General features: G+C 50.1%; 21 protein-coding genes and 1 pseudogene. 8 read left to right on the plus strand and 14 right to left on the minus strand.

Features of this window, described 5'->3' with window-relative positions; genetic code table 11:
- Positions 1-8: 8 nt before the first annotated feature.
- Positions 9-1,238, plus strand: coding sequence for a hypothetical protein (locus UNDKW_RS08825; protein ID WP_162058400.1), 1,230 nt, complete (start codon positions 9-11; stop codon positions 1,236-1,238).
- Between the two features lie 131 nt (positions 1,239-1,369).
- On the opposite strand, the gene UNDKW_RS31110 is transcribed toward UNDKW_RS08825, so the two are convergent.
- The 5 genes and pseudogenes from UNDKW_RS31110 to UNDKW_RS08840 form a co-directional block, all read right to left on the minus strand.
- Positions 1,370-1,555, minus strand: a complete 186-nt coding sequence (locus UNDKW_RS31110; RefSeq protein WP_370529101.1) for a LuxR C-terminal-related transcriptional regulator — start codon at positions 1,553-1,555, stop codon at positions 1,370-1,372.
- A gap of 35 nt (positions 1,556-1,590) precedes the next feature.
- A complete protein-coding gene (locus UNDKW_RS08830) occupies positions 1,591-2,010 on the minus strand; it encodes a response regulator transcription factor (RefSeq protein WP_370529102.1) in 420 nt (139 codons plus the stop codon).
- Positions 2,007-2,855 (minus strand): sensor histidine kinase, encoded by an 849-nt coding sequence (locus UNDKW_RS31115; protein WP_370529127.1) that lies wholly within the window; start codon positions 2,853-2,855, stop codon positions 2,007-2,009. Before UNDKW_RS31115 ends, UNDKW_RS08830 begins: the two co-directional genes overlap by 4 nt.
- Positions 2,829-3,373, minus strand: a pseudogene (locus UNDKW_RS31120) (cache domain-containing protein); the annotation flags it as partial. The pseudogene UNDKW_RS31120 and the gene UNDKW_RS31115, both read right to left, overlap by 27 nt.
- A gap of 176 nt (positions 3,374-3,549) precedes the next feature.
- Entirely contained in the window at positions 3,550-3,753 is a 204-nt protein-coding gene (locus UNDKW_RS08840; protein WP_162021162.1) for a cold-shock protein, read from the minus strand.
- A 397-nt stretch (positions 3,754-4,150) separates the two neighbouring features.
- Here UNDKW_RS08840 and clpS point away from each other — a divergent pair, with 397 nt between their 5' ends.
- The 3 genes from clpS to UNDKW_RS08855 all read left to right on the plus strand — a co-directional run bounded on the left by clpS (position 4,151) and on the right by UNDKW_RS08855 (position 7,097).
- Complete coding sequence (clpS, locus tag UNDKW_RS08845) at positions 4,151-4,459, plus strand: ATP-dependent Clp protease adapter ClpS (RefSeq protein ID WP_110257372.1); 309 nt, start codon at positions 4,151-4,153, stop codon at positions 4,457-4,459.
- On the plus strand, positions 4,456-6,756 hold the full coding sequence (clpA, locus tag UNDKW_RS08850; protein WP_162040749.1) for an ATP-dependent Clp protease ATP-binding subunit ClpA: 2,301 nt from the start codon (positions 4,456-4,458) through the stop codon (positions 6,754-6,756). The genes clpS and clpA overlap by 4 nt, the downstream gene beginning before the upstream one ends.
- A 74-nt stretch (positions 6,757-6,830) precedes the next feature.
- Entirely contained in the window at positions 6,831-7,097 is a 267-nt protein-coding gene (locus tag UNDKW_RS08855; protein WP_162058401.1) for a hypothetical protein, read from the plus strand.
- 57 nt (positions 7,098-7,154) lie between these two features.
- Here UNDKW_RS08855 and UNDKW_RS08860 read toward each other — a convergent pair whose 3' ends face one another.
- Together UNDKW_RS08860 and UNDKW_RS08865 are read right to left on the minus strand one after the other, a co-directional pair.
- Positions 7,155-7,559: an OsmC family protein gene (locus UNDKW_RS08860; protein ID WP_162058402.1), complete on the minus strand. Its 405-nt coding sequence runs from the start codon at positions 7,557-7,559 to the stop codon at positions 7,155-7,157.
- An 8-nt stretch (positions 7,560-7,567) separates the two neighbouring features.
- A complete protein-coding gene (locus UNDKW_RS08865; RefSeq protein ID WP_162058403.1) occupies positions 7,568-8,434 on the minus strand; it encodes a pirin family protein in 867 nt (288 codons plus the stop codon).
- Between the two features lie 257 nt (positions 8,435-8,691).
- On the opposite strand from UNDKW_RS08865, the gene UNDKW_RS08870 reads away from it, so the two are divergent.
- Both UNDKW_RS08870 and UNDKW_RS08875 read left to right on the plus strand, forming a co-directional pair.
- The gene (locus tag UNDKW_RS08870; RefSeq protein ID WP_162058404.1) at positions 8,692-9,216 is read left to right on the plus strand and encodes an NADPH-dependent FMN reductase; all 525 of its coding nucleotides are present in this window, start codon (positions 8,692-8,694) and stop codon (positions 9,214-9,216) included.
- 15 nt (positions 9,217-9,231) lie between these two features.
- Positions 9,232-9,564 carry a hypothetical protein gene (locus tag UNDKW_RS08875; protein WP_162058405.1) on the plus strand — a complete coding sequence of 111 codons (333 nt, stop codon included), beginning with the start codon at positions 9,232-9,234 and terminating at the stop codon, positions 9,562-9,564.
- A gap of 175 nt (positions 9,565-9,739) precedes the next feature.
- Here UNDKW_RS08875 and dut read toward each other — a convergent pair whose 3' ends face one another.
- From dut to UNDKW_RS08910, 7 genes are all read right to left on the minus strand, one after another.
- Positions 9,740-10,189: a dUTP diphosphatase gene (dut, locus tag UNDKW_RS08880; protein ID WP_162040755.1), complete on the minus strand. Its 450-nt coding sequence runs from the start codon at positions 10,187-10,189 to the stop codon at positions 9,740-9,742.
- 58 nt (positions 10,190-10,247) lie between these two features.
- On the minus strand, positions 10,248-11,453 hold the full coding sequence (gene coaBC / locus UNDKW_RS08885) for a bifunctional phosphopantothenoylcysteine decarboxylase/phosphopantothenate--cysteine ligase CoaBC (RefSeq protein WP_162061845.1): 1,206 nt from the start codon (positions 11,451-11,453) through the stop codon (positions 10,248-10,250).
- A gap of 17 nt (positions 11,454-11,470) precedes the next feature.
- Positions 11,471-11,998, minus strand: a complete 528-nt coding sequence (gene lspA / locus UNDKW_RS08890) for a signal peptidase II (protein WP_162058406.1) — start codon at positions 11,996-11,998, stop codon at positions 11,471-11,473.
- 93 nt (positions 11,999-12,091) lie between these two features.
- Positions 12,092-14,956: an isoleucine--tRNA ligase gene (gene ileS / locus UNDKW_RS08895; protein ID WP_162058407.1), complete on the minus strand. Its 2,865-nt coding sequence runs from the start codon at positions 14,954-14,956 to the stop codon at positions 12,092-12,094.
- Positions 14,957-15,022: 66 nt separating this feature from the next.
- The gene (locus UNDKW_RS08900; protein ID WP_162058408.1) at positions 15,023-16,000 is read right to left on the minus strand and encodes a bifunctional riboflavin kinase/FAD synthetase; all 978 of its coding nucleotides are present in this window, start codon (positions 15,998-16,000) and stop codon (positions 15,023-15,025) included.
- Positions 16,001-16,138: 138 nt separating this feature from the next.
- Positions 16,139-16,354, minus strand: coding sequence for a hypothetical protein (locus UNDKW_RS30370; RefSeq protein ID WP_110257360.1), 216 nt, complete (start codon positions 16,352-16,354; stop codon positions 16,139-16,141).
- A 74-nt stretch (positions 16,355-16,428) separates the two neighbouring features.
- Complete coding sequence (locus UNDKW_RS08910; RefSeq protein WP_162058409.1) at positions 16,429-17,577, minus strand: class I SAM-dependent methyltransferase; 1,149 nt, start codon at positions 17,575-17,577, stop codon at positions 16,429-16,431.
- 232 nt (positions 17,578-17,809) lie between these two features.
- Here UNDKW_RS08910 and UNDKW_RS08915 point away from each other — a divergent pair, with 232 nt between their 5' ends.
- On the plus strand, positions 17,810-19,612 hold the full coding sequence (locus UNDKW_RS08915; RefSeq protein WP_162058410.1) for a DUF885 domain-containing protein: 1,803 nt from the start codon (positions 17,810-17,812) through the stop codon (positions 19,610-19,612).
- A gap of 58 nt (positions 19,613-19,670) precedes the next feature.
- The gene (locus UNDKW_RS08920; protein ID WP_162058411.1) at positions 19,671-20,147 is read left to right on the plus strand and encodes a hypothetical protein; all 477 of its coding nucleotides are present in this window, start codon (positions 19,671-19,673) and stop codon (positions 20,145-20,147) included.
- The last annotated feature ends 17 nt before the right edge of the window (positions 20,148-20,164 follow it).

Raw genomic sequence — 20,164 nt, forward strand, 5'->3', positions numbered from 1 at the left:
GAGTAGTGATGTTGGTGTGTAGATTATTGTTAGTGCTGTTTTTGTCGTCTCTGGCATCGTTTTCTGGTGCCGCCGGGATACCGATCAAGAATCCGGCAGCGCTTGAGGATGTGCAACAGATTGTCAGTACCTTTGGTATAGACCAGGGAGTACAGAATGCTATTCGCCGTGACCTGGAAAATAACAACAAGACGAAGCCTGAATTGTATTTTGATCCGGTAATTTATATGCAGCCGTTTACAGTCGAGGCGATTAATAAGCATATTTCTGTCGTGCTGGCAAAATACATTTCATCGGATTATGCACAAAAGCTGTTGAAGGAATTACCCAAGCCTGCTGGTAAAATCTCCACCCGTCTCTGGCGGGCTGAAATGAATCAGAGTCTTGATGCGGCACGTGGCGAATTCAATAAGTTGTCACCAGCTGATCGTAAGGCAGTTAATGACTTTCGCTCTTCGCCAACCTTCCTGAGCATGCTCAATGCACTCAATAACAGCCGGGAGGAGCGTCAGGAAGAGTTGGGGAACTGGTCAGGCAATGAAATGCGTGCGAGGGTACAGCAATCGCGCAAGGCAATTGCAGAATTGATGGAAATCAGTATCAAGCTTGAAAAAGAAGAAATTGACGAAAACGTCAAATTGTCCGAACGTATTCCTCTTACTGGCCAGCGCTCTTTTGATCAGGAAGCTCGTCTGACTTTCGAATACCTGCGTGCCAATATCAAACAGAATTTGCGTTTCTCGGAAGAGCTCAAGGCATTGGACCTGGCGAATGCATTAAAACCTGCCACCCTGACTTCCCGCCAGGGCATAGAAAACAGCAACCTGGCCATTCTTGCAGCAGAGGCCATGTTTGACAATAACTCCAAGCGCTACGATAGCCTGCGCGCAAGCTATACCGACGCCATTGAAAAAATCGTCATGTCGCCGCAACAGAGGCAGGATGTTATCGCCAACAATAAAAAGAATATGGAAGATATCCTCGAATTGAGGATAAGGCGCAATGAACATTTGCGTGCTTTTCTTGAACTGAAAAAACAGGTGCTGGCGCTGTGTGAGAGCAGATTCGGAAAAATAAAAGTGGAAAGTGATACCCTAGTTTTCGACAACGAGCAGGATGTCAATCAATATAACAGTCTCGTCAGGCAGATCAATGCAGAACGACAGGCCCTGCTGGACATGGAAAAGCAAGACCTGGATGAACGCAGCCGTTCATTGGCGACGTTCAGAAAGAAATAGAAGGCCATAAAAATTAGCCAGCCCAGCGTGGGTGATTGTCTGGTCTGGCTGTTTTTTTAAAGCATGTTCTAAGGCATGTTCCGAAACATATATTGATTGATTTCAGGGTTAAAGTTGACTGCCTTGAATTTTTAAACAATCACATTGCTCAAGGCGTAGCGTATCAGGTCGGCCTGACCTTCGATGTTAAGTTTGCGTTTGATATTGAGCCTGTGGGTTTCCACCGTCCTGACACTGAGCCCCAGTTCCTTGGCAATATGTTTATTCGATTTGCCAGTTGCTATGCATGTCAGGATGGATTTTTCTCTCAGCGTCAAAATCTGGCTGGTGTCACTGCTGGCAGTTTGCCGGTTCAGGCCCGAACTGAAATATGTGCCCCGGCAATGACGGTATCAATTGCCTCTATGATTTCTACAGCTGGCGCATCCTTGAGTACGTAAGCGCGGGCGCCGGCCTGCATGGACTGATTCACGTATTCAGTTTTTTCATGCATAGACAACATGATGACTGCGATGTGCGGGTACTCAGTCTTGAAACGGGCAGTCAGGCTGATGCCATTGCCTGTGCCAAGATTAATATCCATCAGCATCAGGTCTATGGGTTTGCTGGCAGCGATGGCCAGTGCTTCTTCTGCCGTACCTGCTTCACCGGCTATCCTGATGCTGGCGATGGTTTCCAGCCTTGCCCTGAGTCCGTCCCTGACCAGGGGGTGATCATCGACGAGTAACAAATGCACTTGTCGTACAGCTTGGACCGGTATCTGCTCGGTCATTGGTTATCTCCATTTGGTATGCTGGCGGTGACAGTCGTGCCGCTGGTATCGGATTGTAATTGCAAATTACCATTAATCGCAGCCAGACGTTCACGCATATTGCTAAGGCCTATGCCACGGTGTGGGTGGTTCGCCACACCCTTGATATCAAACCCGCGTCCGTCATCGCTGATGATGAGATTGATGTTTTCAGCGTCGCTGAGCAGGTGCACATTGACCTGGCTGACTTGCTGGGCATGTTTATGTATATTCGTCAGAGCTTCCTGTGCCACCCTGAACAGGACGGTGTTGCCGATTTCATCGAGCGCATGGAAATCGCCAGAAGCATGAAAGCTGACTGGCAAGCCACTGGCATGTTCAAACTCATCGCACAGATGTTCAAAGGCGGCCACCAGGCCCAGATCATCGAGCAGGGCAGGGCGCAGGTTGTGGGAGATGCGCCTGACTTCGCTGAGTGCTTCATTGAGCTGGTCTGTGGCACGGGCAAATGACAGTTTTGCCGCTTCCGGGCCTGCGCCTGCCTGATGCAGTTTGACCTGACCTGATTCGATCTGCAGCTTGACGGAAACCAGTAGCTGACTCAGGCCATCATGCAGGTCACGGGACAGACGGGCACGCTCATCTTCCTGCGAGCTGACTACGCTTTGCGCGAGTACCTTGAGCTTGGCTTCGGCAAGCCGCGATTCAGTGATATTCAGGGCCAGGCCGGACAGGGCAATCAGCAAGGCGCTGATAATGGCGATGCCAGCGATCCATGACATGGTGCTTTGTATGTTTTTTGCCACTTGCACATCAATTTTATTGAGGGCGTTATCGACGTCGTCGAGATATATCCCCGTGCCCATCATCCAGCCCCATTTTTCCAGGTGCACCACATAACCGAGTTTGGGCATGACCTTGTGCATCGAGGGTTTTTCCCACATATAACGGATGGCGCCACCTCCTGCCCGGGCTTTATTGAGCAGGTTTTGTATGGTCAGACTGCCCTGGGGATCGGTCATATTCCACAGATCCTGGCCTACCAGGTCAGGCCGGCGGGATGCATAAGATTTTTACCATCCATGTCGTAGATGTAAAAATATCCATCATCCCCAAAATCCAGGGCCGCGAGTATTTTCTTGGCTTCTTCCTGCGTGGCAGGGCCTTGCTGCTTGCCATTGTAAAGGTGGGCAATGGCTGCAGTGCCCAGGGTGACATAATGCTTGAGTTCAGCTTCTTTGCTGGACAGGTAGGCTTGCTCTATCGTGCTTCTTTGCTGTTTTGCTAAAAAAGTCGCCTGATAAAATACCGCCATGGCAATACCGGCAAAAGCCAGTAGCAGCGGGACAACAGCCAGCAATATGATTTTATGCCTGAGCTTCATGGGAGAAATCTGAGCCTGCGTTTAATAAAGCATTTGAAAAAGGTATCTACTCTAGCCTTGAACTCAATTAAAGCAAAATTTAATCGGACTGGGGGAGGGGGAATTTGCCGGGGAATGAAAAAAAGCCCCGCAGTGCGGGGCTTTTTAAAAAACCAGAATCTGAGAAAAATCAGAGATTAAGGGTTTTGGATGTTGGAAGCTTGCTTGCCTTTAGGGCCTTGCGTGACTTCGAACGTTACTTTTTGACCTTCTTTCAGGGTCTTGAAGCCGTTCATCTGGATTGCGGAAAAGTGGGCGAACAAATCCTCACCACCGTCATCCGGAGTGATAAAGCCGAAACCTTTGGAATCATTGAACCACTTGACGGTACCTGTTGCCATAATGCATCTTTCAAATAGAAACTAATCACACGAGCCGTAAAAGCAAGAAACCTAGCACTACGCTACCTCCCCCTTGACCTGCTCACTTCATATTGACGATTTACTACTTTATTTGTCAATAAATATCATTCTTGGCGGAAAAAAAGCTAAAGTCAAGAAACTTCTGGTTACATATCAAGTAGTTTTGCAGTACTGTTGTATTTTTACTTAATGACAAGAAAATTCCCTGATATTTGATGTGTAGAAATAGTTTTGCCATTGAAACTTGATCTAAAGGAATTGATCACCATCTGCGAGGAAAGCAGAAAGCGCGTAACATTGACCAAGGAGAAAATTAAGCCGTTTTTATTCGCTTATTATTTGTCTCTGAAATGAATCAACGTACTAGAATATACGTATGGGAAACAAGCAAGAAAACGGTACGATACTGGAACGTCAGGCGCAGAAGTTAAAACCGCCTTCCATGTATCAGGTAATTTTACTCAACGACGACTACACTCCTATGGAGTTTGTGGTGGCGATCGTTCAGGAATATTTTAATAAGGATCGTGAGACTGCCATGCAGATCATGCTCAAGGTGCACAGGGATGGCAAAGGGATATGTGGTGTCTATTCCAAGGATATTGCGCTGACCAAAGTGGAACTCGTTTTAACGCACGCCCGTAAGGCAGGACACCCCCTGCAATGTGTGATGGAGGAAGTATGATTGCGCAAGAACTGGAAGTTAGTTTGCATATGGCCTTTGTCGAGGCCAGGCAGGCTCGTTATGAATTCATCACGGTAGAGCACCTGCTGCTCGCCTTGCTGGATAACCCTTCTGCTGCGGAGGTGTTAAGAGCCTGCGCAGTGAATATCGAGGATTTGCGCAAAACCCTGGGTAATTTCATTACTGATAATACCCCTACAGTTCCTGGCACCAATGAGGTTGATACCCAGCCTACGCTTGGTTTCCAGCGCGTGATACAGCGCGCCATCATGCACGTGCAGTCAGCCTCGAATGGCAAGAAAGAGGTGACTGGTGCGAATGTGCTGGTCGCCATCTTCGGCGAGAAGGATTCGCATGCTGTGTATTATTTGCATCAGCAGGGCGTGACACGTCTGGATGTGGTCAACTTCATTTCGCATGGCGTACGTAAAGACAGCCATAACGAAGTACCAAAATCACCTGAAGGCGGTGAGGAAAATCAGGCCGAAGCACAAGCCAAGGAAAATCCGCTGGATCAGTTCACGCAGAACCTGAATAAGGCTGCTGCTGAAGGCAAGATAGACCCGCTGATAGGCCGCGACAACGAAGTAGAGCGCGTGATCCAGATCCTTTGCCGTCGCCGCAAAAACAATCCTTTGCTGGTGGGTGAAGCCGGTGTTGGTAAAACAGCTATTGCTGAGGGCCTGGCATGGCGCATCACGCAAAGTGACGTACCAGATATTTTGCAAAACGCCGTTGTCTATTCTCTGGACATGGGGGCTTTGCTCGCAGGTACCAAATACCGTGGCGACTTTGAGTTGCGCCTCAAGGGTGTGCTCAAACAGCTCAAAGACACGCCTAACGGCATTTTGTTCATTGATGAAATCCATACCATCATCGGTGCTGGCTCAGCGTCGGGCGGTACGCTGGATGCGTCCAATCTCTTGAAACCAGCCTTGTCCAGTGGACAACTGAAGTGCATAGGTGCGACCACTTATACAGAATACCGTGGTGTTTTTGAAAAAGACCATGCACTGGCACGTCGTTTCCAGAAAATCGATGTCAACGAACCAACGGTAGAACAAACCGTACAAATCTTGCGTGGCTTGAAAGCCAAGTTCGAAGAGCATCACAACGTCAAGTATTCAGCCTCTGCGCTGACGACTGCGGCAGAGCTGTCTGCACGATTCATCAATGACCGTCATTTGCCTGACAAGGCGATTGATGTCATCGACGAGGCTGGTGCTGCGCAGCGTATTTTGCCCAAGTCCAAGCAAAAGAAAACCATAGGCAAGGCCGATATCGAAGACATCATTTCGAAAATCGCCCGTATTCCGCCACAGACTGTTAACCAGGATGACCGCAGCAAACTGCAAACCATAGAACGCGACCTGAAAAATGTCGTGTTCGGGCAAGAGCCTGCCATTGAAGCATTGGCTTCCTCGATCAAGATGGCGCGTGCTGGTCTCGGCAAGACAGACAAACCTATCGGTTCCTTCCTGTTCTCTGGTCCTACCGGTGTGGGTAAAACCGAGGTTGCCAAGCAACTGGCATTCACCCTTGGTATAGAATTGATACGCTTTGACATGTCTGAATACATGGAGCGTCATGCCGTCAGCCGTCTGATCGGTGCGCCTCCGGGTTATGTGGGCTTTGATCAGGGTGGTTTGATGACGGAAGCCATCACCAAAAAACCACATGCCGTGTTGCTGCTGGATGAAATTGAAAAAGCCCATCCTGATGTTTTCAACATTTTGTTGCAGGTGATGGACCATGGTACGTTAACAGATAACAACGGTCGCAAGGCAGATTTCCGCAATGTGATCATTATCATGACGACAAATGCGGGCGCTGAAAGTTTGCAAAAACGTTCTATCGGTTTCAACGACAGCAAAGAAGCTGGCGATGAAATGGCTGATATCAAACGCATGTTTACGCCTGAGTTCCGTAACCGTCTGGATGCCATTATCAGCTTCCGTGCACTCGATGAAGAGATCATCTTGCGGGTAGTCGATAAATTCCTCATGCAGCTCGAAGAGCAATTGCATGAGAAAAAAGTCGAAGCTACCTTTAGTGATAATTTGCGCAAGTTCCTCGGTAAAAAAGGCTTTGATCCTTTGATGGGCGCACGACCTATGGCGCGTTTGATACAGGATATGATACGCAAAGCCTTGGCGGATGAGCTCTTATTCGGTAAGCTGGTGACAGGCGGACGTGTGATTGTCGATCTTGACGATAAAGACCAGATAAAACTGGAATTTTCTGAAGGCGATGCCACCCCACCTGAGGCATCACAAGAGGTGGTGGAAGTAGAATAATCCTGCCCTTGTCTGCCCCGGCCCTGGCCGGGGTTTTTTATTAATTTGTATATTTTTGCGTGATGGAGACAAGTATGGCTGGCCTGACACTTCCCACATATGTCCTTGAATATACAACTAAAACCATAGACGCAGTTCTGTCCCAGGCAGCCCTGGAAGGAAATGAGGTTGAAGTTGATGTCTATGAGCGTAGCGATGTCAGCAAGAAGCATGTTGCACTGGGCAAGCGCCTGAAAGGCGATAGTGACATGTTCCGCGTCTCAGTAGGTTCTCATGATGATGACTGGAATTACACCATTCTGCGTGAATCGGCGGGGCGCAGCCGCAAAATGAAAAAGTAGTAGCAAAACAAAAGCCCGGCGCAGATTGAACTGAGCCGGGCTTTTGTTTTGAGCTTATCAGCCTGCAGTGGTTTCTATGATGGGCGAACTGGTGATGGTCTTATGTACTGGGCACTTTGCCGCGATGGCGACCAGTCTGGTTCTTTGCTCATCAGTTAAATCTGCACCATGCAGAATGACTTCTTTCTTGAATATGTCTTGCGCGCCTTCTTTGTGATGTGTCAATTTGACTTCAACCTTGTCCAAAGGCCATTGATGCTGGCTCGCATACCAGCGCACTGTCATGGCCGTGCACTCCCCCAGCGCTGCAGTCAATAAGTCGAATGGGGCGGGGCCCAGGTTGCCGCCACCGGCATCCAATGGCTCGTCACCTTTGATCAGGTGGCCAGAGACATTGATATCTACGGCAAAAGCGTTTTCGCCGGTTTCAATGACATGAGCGAAGATAGTTTGATCTGACATGCTGCTTCCTATTCAGGTAATGGGATGAATTCATTGTCGCCCGGGACTTTGGCAAAGCGCCCAGCCTTCCAGTCGGCTTTTGCCTGTTCTATGCGCGCTTCTGACGTGGATACAAAATTCCAGAAAATATAGCGCTGCTCAGGCAGGTTCGCACCGCCCAGCAATACCAGATGAGCGTCGCTGGTAGCTGTAATGATCACGTTGGCACCTTCTTCGAAGACTGGCATGGTGCGTTCTTCAACAGTTTCACCGTCGATGCTGACCTGGCCGGAGATCAGATACAAGGCACGTTCCGCATATTCTGCTGGTACTTGCAACTGCGTACCCGCAGGCATTTTTGCCTCGACATAGAACAGCGGGCTAAAAATCTTCACAGGTGCTGTATGCCCGTAGGCTGAACCTGCGATGAGTTTTAAGGCTACATGGCCTATGTCAAATGCAGGCAGGCTCTCAGCCGCATGATGATGAAACGAGGGTTCGACTTCTTCAAATTCCTTGGGCAAGGCCACCCAGCTTTGCAGGCCATGTACAGTGCGCGTCTGCGCACGTTGTGCATCGCTATTGCGTTCTGAATGGGTAATGCCGCGTCCTGCAGTCATCCAGTTGACTGCGCCAGCCAGTATCTCTTGTTCTGAGCCCAGGCTGTCGCGATGGAACATGCTGCCTTCAAATAGATAAGTGACTGTTGCCAGGCCTATGTGAGGATGGGGGCGCACATCCATGCCTTGTCCGGCCTCGAATTGGGCAGGGCCCATGTGGTCCAGGAAGATGAATGGGCCAACCAGATGCCGTTTGGCGAAGGGTAAAATGCGCCCGACAGTAAAACCCCCAAGGTCTTTGCTGCGTGCAGGTATGGTCAGACTGATGACGCTCATGATAGATTTCCAATAAAGATTTGTAAGGATACTCAAGTCGCTCAGAGTTCAGGCTTCAGTTATTCAGTTTGAATAAACATCGCGTGACATTGATGTCGCCTAATATCATTTAATCAGCATTTTAATCCAGATTGATCATTGCAGCCTTGCCCGGGTACGCCAGGTTTTATCGCATCGGCACTTGATCATCTTGCTTTACAATGTGGCAAGCTAATTTGCTCTTAATTTGATTCTTAATTTTCAACAAGGACATCGTCATGAAATTACTCGCCTTCGCCGCCAGCAGCAGCAAAAAATCCATCAACAAACAACTGGTCACTTATGCGGCCAGGCAGGTCGCAGGCGCTGAAGTTGAATTGCTGGATTTGAATGACTATGAACTGCCTTTGTTCAGCGTAGATAAAGAAGCAGACCTGGGCAAGCCGGCACTCGCGCAGGCATTCCTGGACAAGATCGCTAACAGCGACGCCATCCTGATTTCTTTTGCTGAACACAATGGTTCGTACAGCGCTGCCTATAAAAACCTGTTTGACTGGTGCTCACGTGCCAATGCCAAGGTATTCCAGGGCAAGCCCATGGTCATGCTTTCGACCTCTCCTGGTGCACGTGGTGGTGCCAGTGTACTGGCTGCAGCCACAGGATCTGCTCCATTCTTTGGCGGGCAACTGAAGGCAAGTTTGTCTGTGCCTGCCTTCCATGAGAATTTTGATGTGGAGAAGCAGGAATTGAAGAATGAGGAGTTGAAAGCTAAATTGGTTGCGGCATTGGCCAGCCTCGCTTGAAAACCTGCGATAAAAATGAGCTTGTTTAAACTGCCTTTGCATTTGCCAGGCTATAAGTTCATGGCCATGGCATATTTAGTAGTGGCAGTCATATTGATCTGGGCAGGAACTTTCCCAAATGAATATCTATTATCTTTGGGAAAGGTAGCGGACGCCCATGCGTTTCCATTTGTTCCACTGGCTCTTGAGTTGTCGCTTTTATTGCTAGTATGCTGGCTTCAAATATGGGCGCTCTCGGTATCTGCGTGGCGAAGAGTGGGAAGACTGCTTGTTTGCCTTGCTTTGACTGGTGGTTTAGCTATGCTTTCCGCTTTGGGTGTCGTGCATTCATCACGGCAATATATTTAATTTGTTCTTGCAGTGATTGCTCTCGCACCGGCAGATGCAATACTGATAATCAGTTTCAGTGTTATCGCTCTGGTGTCAAAATTAAAATTGCCAGTAACTCGTTGAAGGAGCAGTTCCTGTTCAGGCACGCAGGAACTGCTTCATAAAAGGTATTTGGGAACTTCAATGGCTTTTCTTAATGCTTGCCCGTACTACCAAAACCACCCTCACCACGCTCACTCTGACCAAATTCATCCACGATATTAAATCCGACTTGCAGCACAGGCACGATGATCAGTTGTGCCAGTCTTTCCATAGGTTGCAGGGTGAACTCTGACTGGCCACGGTTCCAGGTTGATACCATCAATTGTCCCTGGTAGTCAGAGTCAATCAGACCTACCAGGTTGCCCAGCACGATACCGTTTTTATGGCCCATGCCGCTGCGTGGCAAGATCATGGCGGCGTAGCCTGGGTCAGCTATGTGTATCGCCAGGCCGGTAGGGATCAACACTGTTTGGCCGGGTTGTATGGTAATCGCTTCATCTATGCAGGCGCGCAGGTCAAGGCCAGCGCTGCCAGGTGTGCCGTAGGCAGGCAGCATGTCTTTCATACGGCTGTCGAGAATTTTCAGGTCTATGTTTTTCATGGTATTGAGAAAAAATAATGCTCAAAGCGCGGGCGCTCTTTGAGCAGGTAGGGGAGATTTAAATGAGGCTGGAACGCAAGGCGATTTCTGCCACCAGTTGTTGAGCCAGCGCTTGTTTGTCTGCGCGCGGCAAAGTAGTGTGGCCGTGCACATCAAACAGCACCAGCTCGTTCTCATCCTTGCCAAAGGTGTGATGGCCGATATTACCAACCAGCAGAGGCACGTCTTTCTTCTGGCGTTTGGCAGCGCCGTACTGCAAAAGGTTTTCTGATTCTGCGGCAAAGCCTACGCAATAAGGTGCATTCGGCATGGCGGCGACGCTGGCCAATATGTCAGGGTTTTGCGCAAACTGCAGTTGCGGCACATCACCTTCACTGGTCTTTTTTAGTTTCTGCGTGCTGGCATTGGCAACGCGCCAGTCGGCAACGGCGGCAACGGCAACAAACACATCCTGCTTGTGCTGCCTGAGTTGAGCCACTACCGCATCAAACATTTGCTGCGCAGTTTGCACGTCAATGCGGCGCACGCCATATGGCGCATCGAGTGCCGTAGGGCCGGAGACGAGGGTGACAATGGCACCGGCTTCCCAGGCGGCCTGCGCAATCGCATAACCCATCTTGCCAGATGACAGATTGGTGATGCCGCGTACCGGGTCTATTGGCTCAAATGTAGGGCCAGCGGTGATCAATACATGTTTTCCAGCCAGGGTCTTGGCCTGGAAAGAGGCGATGATTTCTGTCAGTAATTGCTCGGGTTCCAGCATGCGGCCCATGCCGGTTTCTCCACAAGCCTGGTCGCCGGCAGCAGGACCTAGCAGATGTATGCCATCTGCCCTGATCTGTTGCACATTGCGCTGGGTGGCCGGGTTTTGCCACATCTCTACATTCATTGCCGGAGCGATGAGCAGGGGTAAACTGGCGGGGCGGGCAACGCACAGGGTGGACAGTAAATCGTTGCAGGCACCATGTGCCAGCTTGAAGATAAAGTCAGTACTGCAAGGCGCAATGACGATGGCATCCGCGTCCCGCGTCAGGTCTATGTGCGGCATATTATTATTGACGCGCGCATCCCATTGGTCGGTATAGACCGTATTGCCAGACAGGGCTTGCATGGTCACTGGCGTGATGAAATGGGTGGCAGATTCTGTCATCACCACCTGTACATCGGCGCCAGCTTTGCCGAGTGCGCGCGTCAGTTCTGCAATCTTGTAGCAGGCCACGCCACCGGTCAGGCCCAGAACGATCTTTTTACCAGCCAGTCGCAGACTCATGGTGCTACTCCTTATTTTTTGACGCGGCGTAATTCATCTACTATGAATAATGCAGCACCTACGCAAATTGCGCTGTCTGCGATGTTAAATGCCGGGAAATGGTAAATTTCCAGGTAATGAAAATCCAGAAAATCAATGACATGGCCATACAACACCCTGTCGATAACATTACCGAGCGCACCACCCATGATCAGTGCCAGTGCAGTGCAAAACAGTTTTTGTCCTGCATGGCGCTTCAGCAGGTAAGTGATATACGCAGCTGCGATCAAACCGATAGCAGTAAAGAAATAACGCTGCCAGCCTGCTTCTGCGGCCAGAAAGCTGAAAGCTGCACCCTTGTTGTACACCAGTGTCAGGTTGAAAAATGAGGTAATGCTCAGAGTTTCGGCATAAGCAAAGGCCTTGCTGATCGTGATTTTTGTGACCTGGTCCAGCAAGATAATGATGGCGGCCAGACCCAGCCAGGGTATCAGGCTGGAACCAGATGACTTGGTGCCTGAAGAATTATTTGATGCAGCAGGACGTTTTTTGGTCGCCATGGATATTGAACTCTTGTGAAGTCTTGATTAATGCAGGCAGGAGCAGGTTTGCGCCTGCCCCACACTCACAACTACACTGCAACTACATTTTTACTATGCAAAGCGACGCGCTTCGCCAGCGCCAAACAGATTACTGACACAGCGGCCACACAGTCCAGCGTGTTCAGCATTGCTACCCACGTCTGCACGATAATGCCAGCAACGCTCGCATTTTTCGTATTTGGATGGAGTAACAACGACGGCTTCATCGGCTTCGCTGGCGACCTGTTCCACGCCTGCTGCTGAGGTGATCAGGGTGAATTTCAAGTCATCGGCAAAGCTGTTCAATACATTAAACTTGTTGCCGCTGGCCTTGATTGTCACTTCTGCCTGCAGGGATGAGCCTATGCCACCAGCCACACGTACTTCTTCCAGTTGCTTGGTCACATCCGTGCGCACTGCACGCAGGGCGGCATATTTGGCCAACAAGGCTTCTGCATCTGCAATCTCAGGCAAGCTGTAATAAGTTTGCGTGAAGATGGTTTCGTCGCTGTCTTTATACGCATCGGCAGCAGCAAAGAATTGCCATGCTTCTTCAGCAGTGAAAGACAGCATCGGTGCCATCAGACGCAATAGGGATTGCGTGATATGCCAGATTGCAGTCTGTGCAGAGCGGCGCGCATGCGAAGTCGCGCCGCTGGTGTACAGACGGTCTTTCAGGATGTCGAGGTAGAAACCACCGAGGTCTTCCGAACAGAATGACTGCAATTTGCTGACCACAGGGTGGAATTCAAACGCATCAAAATGTGTCAGGATTTCTTTCTGCAATGCTGCCATATTGGCGATGGCATAGCGGTCTATCTCCAGCAATTCGTTGATGGCGACTGCATCTTTTGCAGTATCAAAATCAGAAGTGTTGGCTAGTAAGAAGCGCAGGGTATTACGGATGCGGCGATAGGCTTCCGTCACGCGTTTCAGGATTTCGTCAGAGATGGACAGTTCGCCCGAATAATCAGAAGATGCCACCCACAGACGCAAGATGTCTGCACCCAGTGTGTCGGATATCTTTTGCGGTGCCAGTGTATTGCCCAAAGACTTGGACATCTTCTTGCCATCGCCATCAACAGTGAAACCATGTGTCAGCAAAGCTTTGTATGGTGCACGGCCATCCAGCATCGACGCTGTCAACAAAGAAGAATGGAACCAGCCGCGATGCTGGTCAGAGCCTTCCAGATACAGGTCTGCCGGGAAGGCTGACTGCTCTTTATGTGAGCCGCGCAAGACGGTCTGATGTGTCACGCCAGAATCAAACCAGACGTCCAGGGTGTCGCGGTTCTTGACATACATGGCTGCTTCATCACCGAGCAAATCAGCGACTTCGATTTTTTGCCAGGCTTCTATGCCTTCTTTTTCTATGCGCAGGGCGATCTGTTCCAGCAACTCTGGTGTGCGTGGATGCAATTGACCAGTTTCCTTATGCAGGAAGAAGGCCATAGGCACGCCCCATTGACGCTGGCGTGACAAGGTCCAGTCAGGACGGTTGGCGATCATGCCATGCAAACGTGCCTTGCCCCATGCCGGGAAGAAGGCAGTTTCATCGATGGCTTTCAATGCGGTCTGGCGCAGGCTGTCACCGCCGGCTTTGGGCGTATTGTCCATGCTGGCAAACCACTGTGACGTGGCGCGATAGATGATCGGTGTCTTATGACGCCAGCAATGCATGTAACTATGCTCAAACATCTTGAATGAGAACAGGGTACCCGCTTCGCGCAGCTTGTCGCAGATAGGTTTGGATGCTTCCCAGATCGTCATGCCAGCAAAGAAAGGCAGGCTGGATGCGAATTTGCCATCACCCATGACTGGGGCGATGATATCGTCATCCTTCATGCCATGCGCCTTGCATGACTGGAAATCTTCGATACCGTAGGCTGGCGCAGAGTGGACCACGCCAGTACCGGTTTCTGTACTCACATATTCACCCAGATAGACTGGAGAAAAACGGTCATAGCCAGCATCCAGTGCTGACAATGGATGTTTGAATTTGATTTCAGACAAATCCGCACCCAGGCAAGTGGCGATAACTTCACCTGTCAGACCGTAGTTAGTCAGGCTGGCTTCGACCAGGTCTTTTGCCAGTATCAGCAGGATGTCTTCACCTTCGCGCTGGGTCTTGACCAGGGCGTAAGTGATTTCCGGGTGCATGTTCAGCGCCTGGTTGGATGGGATGGTCCATGGCGTTGTAGTCCAGATGACGCAGTAACCTTTGTCCAGCGGCAGTTTGTCCAGCTTGAAGGCGGCAGCCAGTTTGTCATGTTCCGCAAACGGGAAACCGACATCGATGGATGGATCACGCTTGTTTTCATATTCAACTTCAGCTTCCGCCAGGGCAGAGCCGCAGTCAAAACACCAGTTGACTGGTTTCAGGCCGCGATAGACGTAGCCTTTTTCCAGCAATTTGCCGAGTGCGCGCAATTCGTCCGCTTCATTGCCAAAGGCCATGGTTTTGTACGGGTTATCCCATTCGCCCAATACACCCAGACGGATGAAGCCAGCTTTTTGTTTTTCTATCTGTTCATTTGCATACACGCGTGCCTTGGCATGCACTTCTGCCACTGGCAGATTCTTACCAAACAGTTTTTCCACCTGGATTTCGATAGGCATGCCATGGCAATCCCAGCCTGGCACATACGGTGCATCAAAGCCAGCCATGGTACGGGCTTTGACGATCATGTCTTTCAAGATCTTGTTAACGGCGTGGCCCAGATGGATATCACCATTGGCATACGGTGGGCCGTCATGCAGGATGAATTTCGGACGACCGGCAGATGCCTTGCGCACGCGTTCATAGATTTTCTTGTCTTGCCATTCCTTGACCCATTTGGGTTCGCGCTTGGCCAGATCGCCGCGCATAGGGAAGGTGGTTTCGGTCATATTGACCGGGTATTTACTGGCAGTTTTTGCCGCTTTGTTTTCAGACATAATGAGTTTTCTATTTTTAAAATCGGGATGAAGTCACAAGCAATCACAACAAACAAAGTGTGAGCTTCAAATTCGGTCAGTGGCAGAGCGGGCAGGGCGGTGGCTGTCGGCAAAATAGACACGTGCCTGTTCAGCGTCCTTGTTGATGGCCGCAGTCAAGGTAGGCAGGTCTATGTATTTTTCTTCGTCGCGCAGTTTTTTCAAGAACTCTATCTGCACGACTTTGCCGTAGGCATGACCGCTGTAATCAAATACATGGGTTTCCAGCAGCACACGGCCACTGTCATCGACAGTAGGGCGTACGCCGAGGCTGGCAACGGCGGGTAAAGGCTGTTCGGCCAAACCGTGAACCTGCACGATAAAGATGCCATGCAGGGCAGGGCGGTGATGGGCAATACGCAGGTTCAGCGTAGGAAAACCTATGGTGCGTCCCAGCTTTTGGCCGTGCACCACATGGCCTGAAATACGGTAAGGGTGACCCAGCAGGGCTTCTGCCTCATCAAAATCACCATTCGCCAGCGCAAGGCGTACTGCAGATGAGGAGATGCGCACGCCCTTGTTTTGTACTGAGGGCAGCGTCTCTACGGTAAAACCATGACGCAAGCCTGCTTCGGTCAGGGTGGCGACATCTCCAGCGCGTTTGGCACCAAAGCGAAAATCTTCACCAACCATGACCCATTTCACATGCAGACCATCGACCAGCACTTTTTCTATGAAATCTTGCGGTGACAATGTAGCAAAGTGGGCATTGAAATGTTCAACGATGACGCGGTCAACACCGGCAGCTTGTAGCGAAGCCATGTTGTCGCGCAAATTGGCGATACGGGTAGGTGCCTTCGACAGATCACCCAGCATCTGGGCAAAGAATGCACGTGGATGTGGTTCAAATGTCATGACGGCAGCTTCTATGCCCAGACGTGTGGCGGCATCCCGCAAACGGGCAAGCAAAGTCTGGTGGCCCAGATGCACGCCATCAAAATTGCCTATCGCCAGCGCACAGGGGGCACGGGAGGCTGCATTTGGAAGTCCGCGAAATACCTTCATTGTTTCCAGAAAACTGCTGCAAAGCCGTAGATTATAAATGCTTTCGTCTGGCTATAGACCTGATCTGAGGTTGAAATGCAAATTTCACAAGGGTTTAACTTGTGAAATCCTCTCATTTCTCAGCATTTGAGGCATGAATCAATGATGATGTGACCACAAAACATCATTGGAGCTCAGATAAGACTGCACAGCTTCCTTATTGCCAGTCGCATGTTTCATGATCTCGCCGCAGTTGCAAATGCCTTGATAGGGTTGAATGTGCGAGCAGGCAGAGACTTTTTGCAAGAAAACCTGGACGGATTTGCTGCAATTTTTGCATTTAAAGGTCAGGATGCGGGCGGGTTTGTTGATCATGATGCTAATTTTCTAAACAATTAATCAATTCATGTGGTCAGTGTTTTGATAGCTACTGACCACAAATACAAATGCTATTTTAATTTCAAACGCCATAATGAAGTAACTTCTTTGACGCGGGCAGCATGCAAGGGATCGTTTTCATCTGTGGATTTTGGATGGCGCGGTTTGATATCCATCTTGCCAGCTACTGTCAGGCCACCTGCATCTATCCAGCCTTGCAACTCTGCCGCAGTACGCAGGCCCAGGTGTTCGGCAAAGTCTGACATGACCAGCCAGGCTTCACCCTGTGGCTCCAGATGTTCTGCCACGCCAGCCAGAAAACCGCGCAGCATGCGGCTGTCAGGGTCATACACAGCATATTCTATCGGTGAGTTAGGACGTGCTGGCAACCATGGCGGGTTACACACTATCAAAGGCGCGCGACCTGGCGGGAACAAGTCTGCCTGCACCAATTCAATCTGGCTGGACAAACCCAGTCTGTCTATGTTTTCACGGGCACAGGCGAGGGCGCGCTGGTCCTGGTCGGTAGCGATGATCTTTTTGACGCCACGTTTGGCCAGCAAGGCAGACAGCACACCAGTGCCGACACCAATATCAAAAGCCAGTGTCGTCGATGGCAGCGGGGCTTTTGCCAGCAAATCTATGTATTCACCACGTACTGGAGAAAACACACCGTAGTAAGGGTGGATTTTTGCACCCAGCGCAGCGATCTCTACGCCATTCTTGCGCCATTCATGCGCACCTATCAAACCCAGTAATTCACGCAGGGAAGCCACAAAGGCTGTGCTGGGCTCGCCATAGACTTCGCGGCAGGCTAGTGTTACATCCGGCGCACGGCGCAGGGTGATGCGGTAATCGGCTTCAAAGGGTATCAAGAGCATGGCCAGTACGCGCGCTCTTTGAGACTGCGCCTGGCGGTGCAGGTTGAATGCTTCTTTCGCAGATTCAGGCACCTTGGCCTTTTTGCTGGCCCTGGCTGGTTTTTTATCGATGCGGCGTGCCAGTGCCTGCAATAGCTGCTTGGCATTGTGGTAATCACCACGCCATAGCAGAGCCGTGCCTTCGCAGGCCAGCTTATAGGCGGTTTCGACATTCATGCGGTCATCGGCAATCTGCACGCGCTTGGGCGCTGGTGCACCACTCTCGGAATGCCATCGGCATGAGCGTGCTTCGTCGTTTTCTGTCCAGTGCAATTGCAGAGCGGGATCGGGGGTGTTCATATTTTTCTTTTTGTTGATTTTGTTGATGCTGCAGGTTTGCCAGTGTCTGGCCAAGGCTGGAGTGTAACAAAGAATGCTGCCTGGAAGAGGGCTGTGTGAGGATGCGCACGGTTTTGCAAGCGAGTTTTCCTCATTGGGACAAAGTAAAAAATACAGCTGGCAGGCACCATCTTATGTTAACCTCATGTTTCTTAATATATTAAGCCTGCTATTAGCCTACTAGGAACTCACTATGCCCATCCAATTTCGTCCTGTTGTTCTTGCGACTTTGTTGTCGTCATTGATCATTGCTCCTCCTCTCAGCCTGGCTGCTAAGCCCTCGACTGTAGTGGAAAGCAAGAAGGCAGACCTGGGTTTTGCACAGATCAAGACAGCCTTCCTCAGCGCATTGTGGCAACAAGACCCGGACATGGCGATGGCAGCAGGCCGTTATCAGGATGCTAATAAACTGGTATTGCCAGACCAGGCTACCCGCGATGCCTATGTTGCATTCACAGATAACTGGCTGGCGCAATTGAACAAGGTGGGGGCAGATGCCTTGTCCGCCAAAGAACAGACTGACCTGGCGCTGATGCGCAATTACCTGAATGGAACACGATGGTATTTGACGCAGTTCCGCGAATTTGAATGGAACCCCACCCAGCATAATATTGCAGGCAGTTTTGATGCCATTCTCAATACTGACTTCGCGCCGAAAGCAAAACGGGTACAGGTAGCAATACAGCGCCTGCAAGCAGTGCCTGCCTATTATGCAGCAGCCAAAGCCAGCATCAAAAACCCTACGCCTGAACACACCCGCCTGGCGATCAAGCAAAGTGCTGGCGCGATTTCGGTATTGGCTGATCTGGAGAAAGCAGCATCGCAGGAAAAACTCGCAACAAAAGACAAGCAGGCGCTGGAAGACGGCTTGAAAAATGCCCGGGCTGCGGTCAATGACTACGTGCAATTCCTGGAAAATCTGGAAAAGAAACTTGATACTGCAACGGCCCGTTCTTTCCGCATAGGCAAGCAGCTATATGAAGGTAAATTCACTGCTGATATCCAGTCTTCACTGAGTGCCGAACAGACTTACCAGCGCGCACTGACTGCCAGGGACGAAGCGCACAATAATATGGAAAAACTGGCTGACCAGCTCTGGGATAAAACCATGGGTGCGCAAGCCAAGCCTGCTGACCGCGTCAAGAAGATTGCCATGGTCATCGACAAACTGTCTGAAAATCATGTGGTCGCAAAAGACTTGTACCCTGAAATTCGCCAGCAATTGCCGCTGCTGGAAAAGTGGATACGCGAACATGATCTCGTCAGCCTGGACTTGAAAAAGCCACTGGTCGTACGTGAGACACCAGTATATCAACGCGGCGTCAGTCTGGCCTCTATCGAAGCGCCTGGCATCTTCAGACCCAATGATAAAACCTATTACAACGTTACCCCTTTTGATGGACAACCCGCCGACCAAGTTGAAAGCACGCTGCGGGAATACAATCACTGGGTCTTGCAGATATTGAACATCCACGAAGCCATCCCTGGCCATTACACGCAACTGCAGCATGCGAATAAATCACCCTCAGTCATCAAGACCCTGTTTGGCAATGGCGCAATGATAGAAGGCTGGGCCGTTTATAGCGAACGTATGATGCTGGAGTCCGGCTATGGCGGCAATACGCCAGAGATGTGGCTTATGTATTACAAATGGAACTTGCGCGCCGTCTGCAATACCATCCTCGATTATCTGGTGCATGTACTCGGCATGACAGAGGCAGAAGCCAAAGACTTTTTGATGAACCAGGCTTTCCAGACCAAGGCAGAAGCCGATGGCAAATGGCTGCGCGTGCAATACACATCCGTGCAACTCACCAGCTATTTCAGTGGTTATAGCGAGATACTTGAATTCCGCGAGCAACTTAAAAAACAGCAGGGCGACAAGTTCAAACTCAAGCAATTCCATGAGCAATTCCTGAGCTATGGCAGTGCACCTGTGGGGATGATCAAGAAGTTGATGTTGAAGGACGCGGGAAAGCAAAGATTTCTTAAATGATTTCAGAATTGTTGCTAGTATTGTTGTTCTTCAAAATTATCAAGTAAAGTCGCCCGCCATGATCAGATTAAAATCACTCAATTTTATGTTAGCTCTCATGGTGATATGCCCCGGTTACGCATTCAGCCTGGAATCGGCTATCAAGGATAAAGAGCAACTGCTTATCGGCACATGGCTAAAAGGTTTGACCGCCGAAATTGCTGCATTAAGCGCAGATAAACTGGCTCTTTACAAATCGTCGAGCCCTTTAGGAGAAGTGGTTCAATACAAGGCGGACCATAGTTTTGTCATGTATCCACCTTGTGGGAAAAAGGCGGAAGATTTGCGTAAACTTGGGCTGAGTTTTATTGAGGGTACCTGGAAGATCAATGATGCTGGTGATTTGGTGAGTGAAGTCAGCAATAAAGGCAAAGTCTTTACGCAAGTATCGAAAATTGATTGGATAAATGAACAGCTTGTGTTGACCATAGGCAAACCTGGCACGGGCGACAGGATGGGGAAATATTTTGGCAAGTTCCCTCCGCAATGCTCTTAGTATTGTGCAAATCAAGC

Origin of the sequence: Undibacterium sp. KW1 (assembly GCF_009937955.1) — a bacterium.
Lineage (GTDB): Bacteria > Pseudomonadota > Gammaproteobacteria > Burkholderiales > Burkholderiaceae_D > Undibacterium.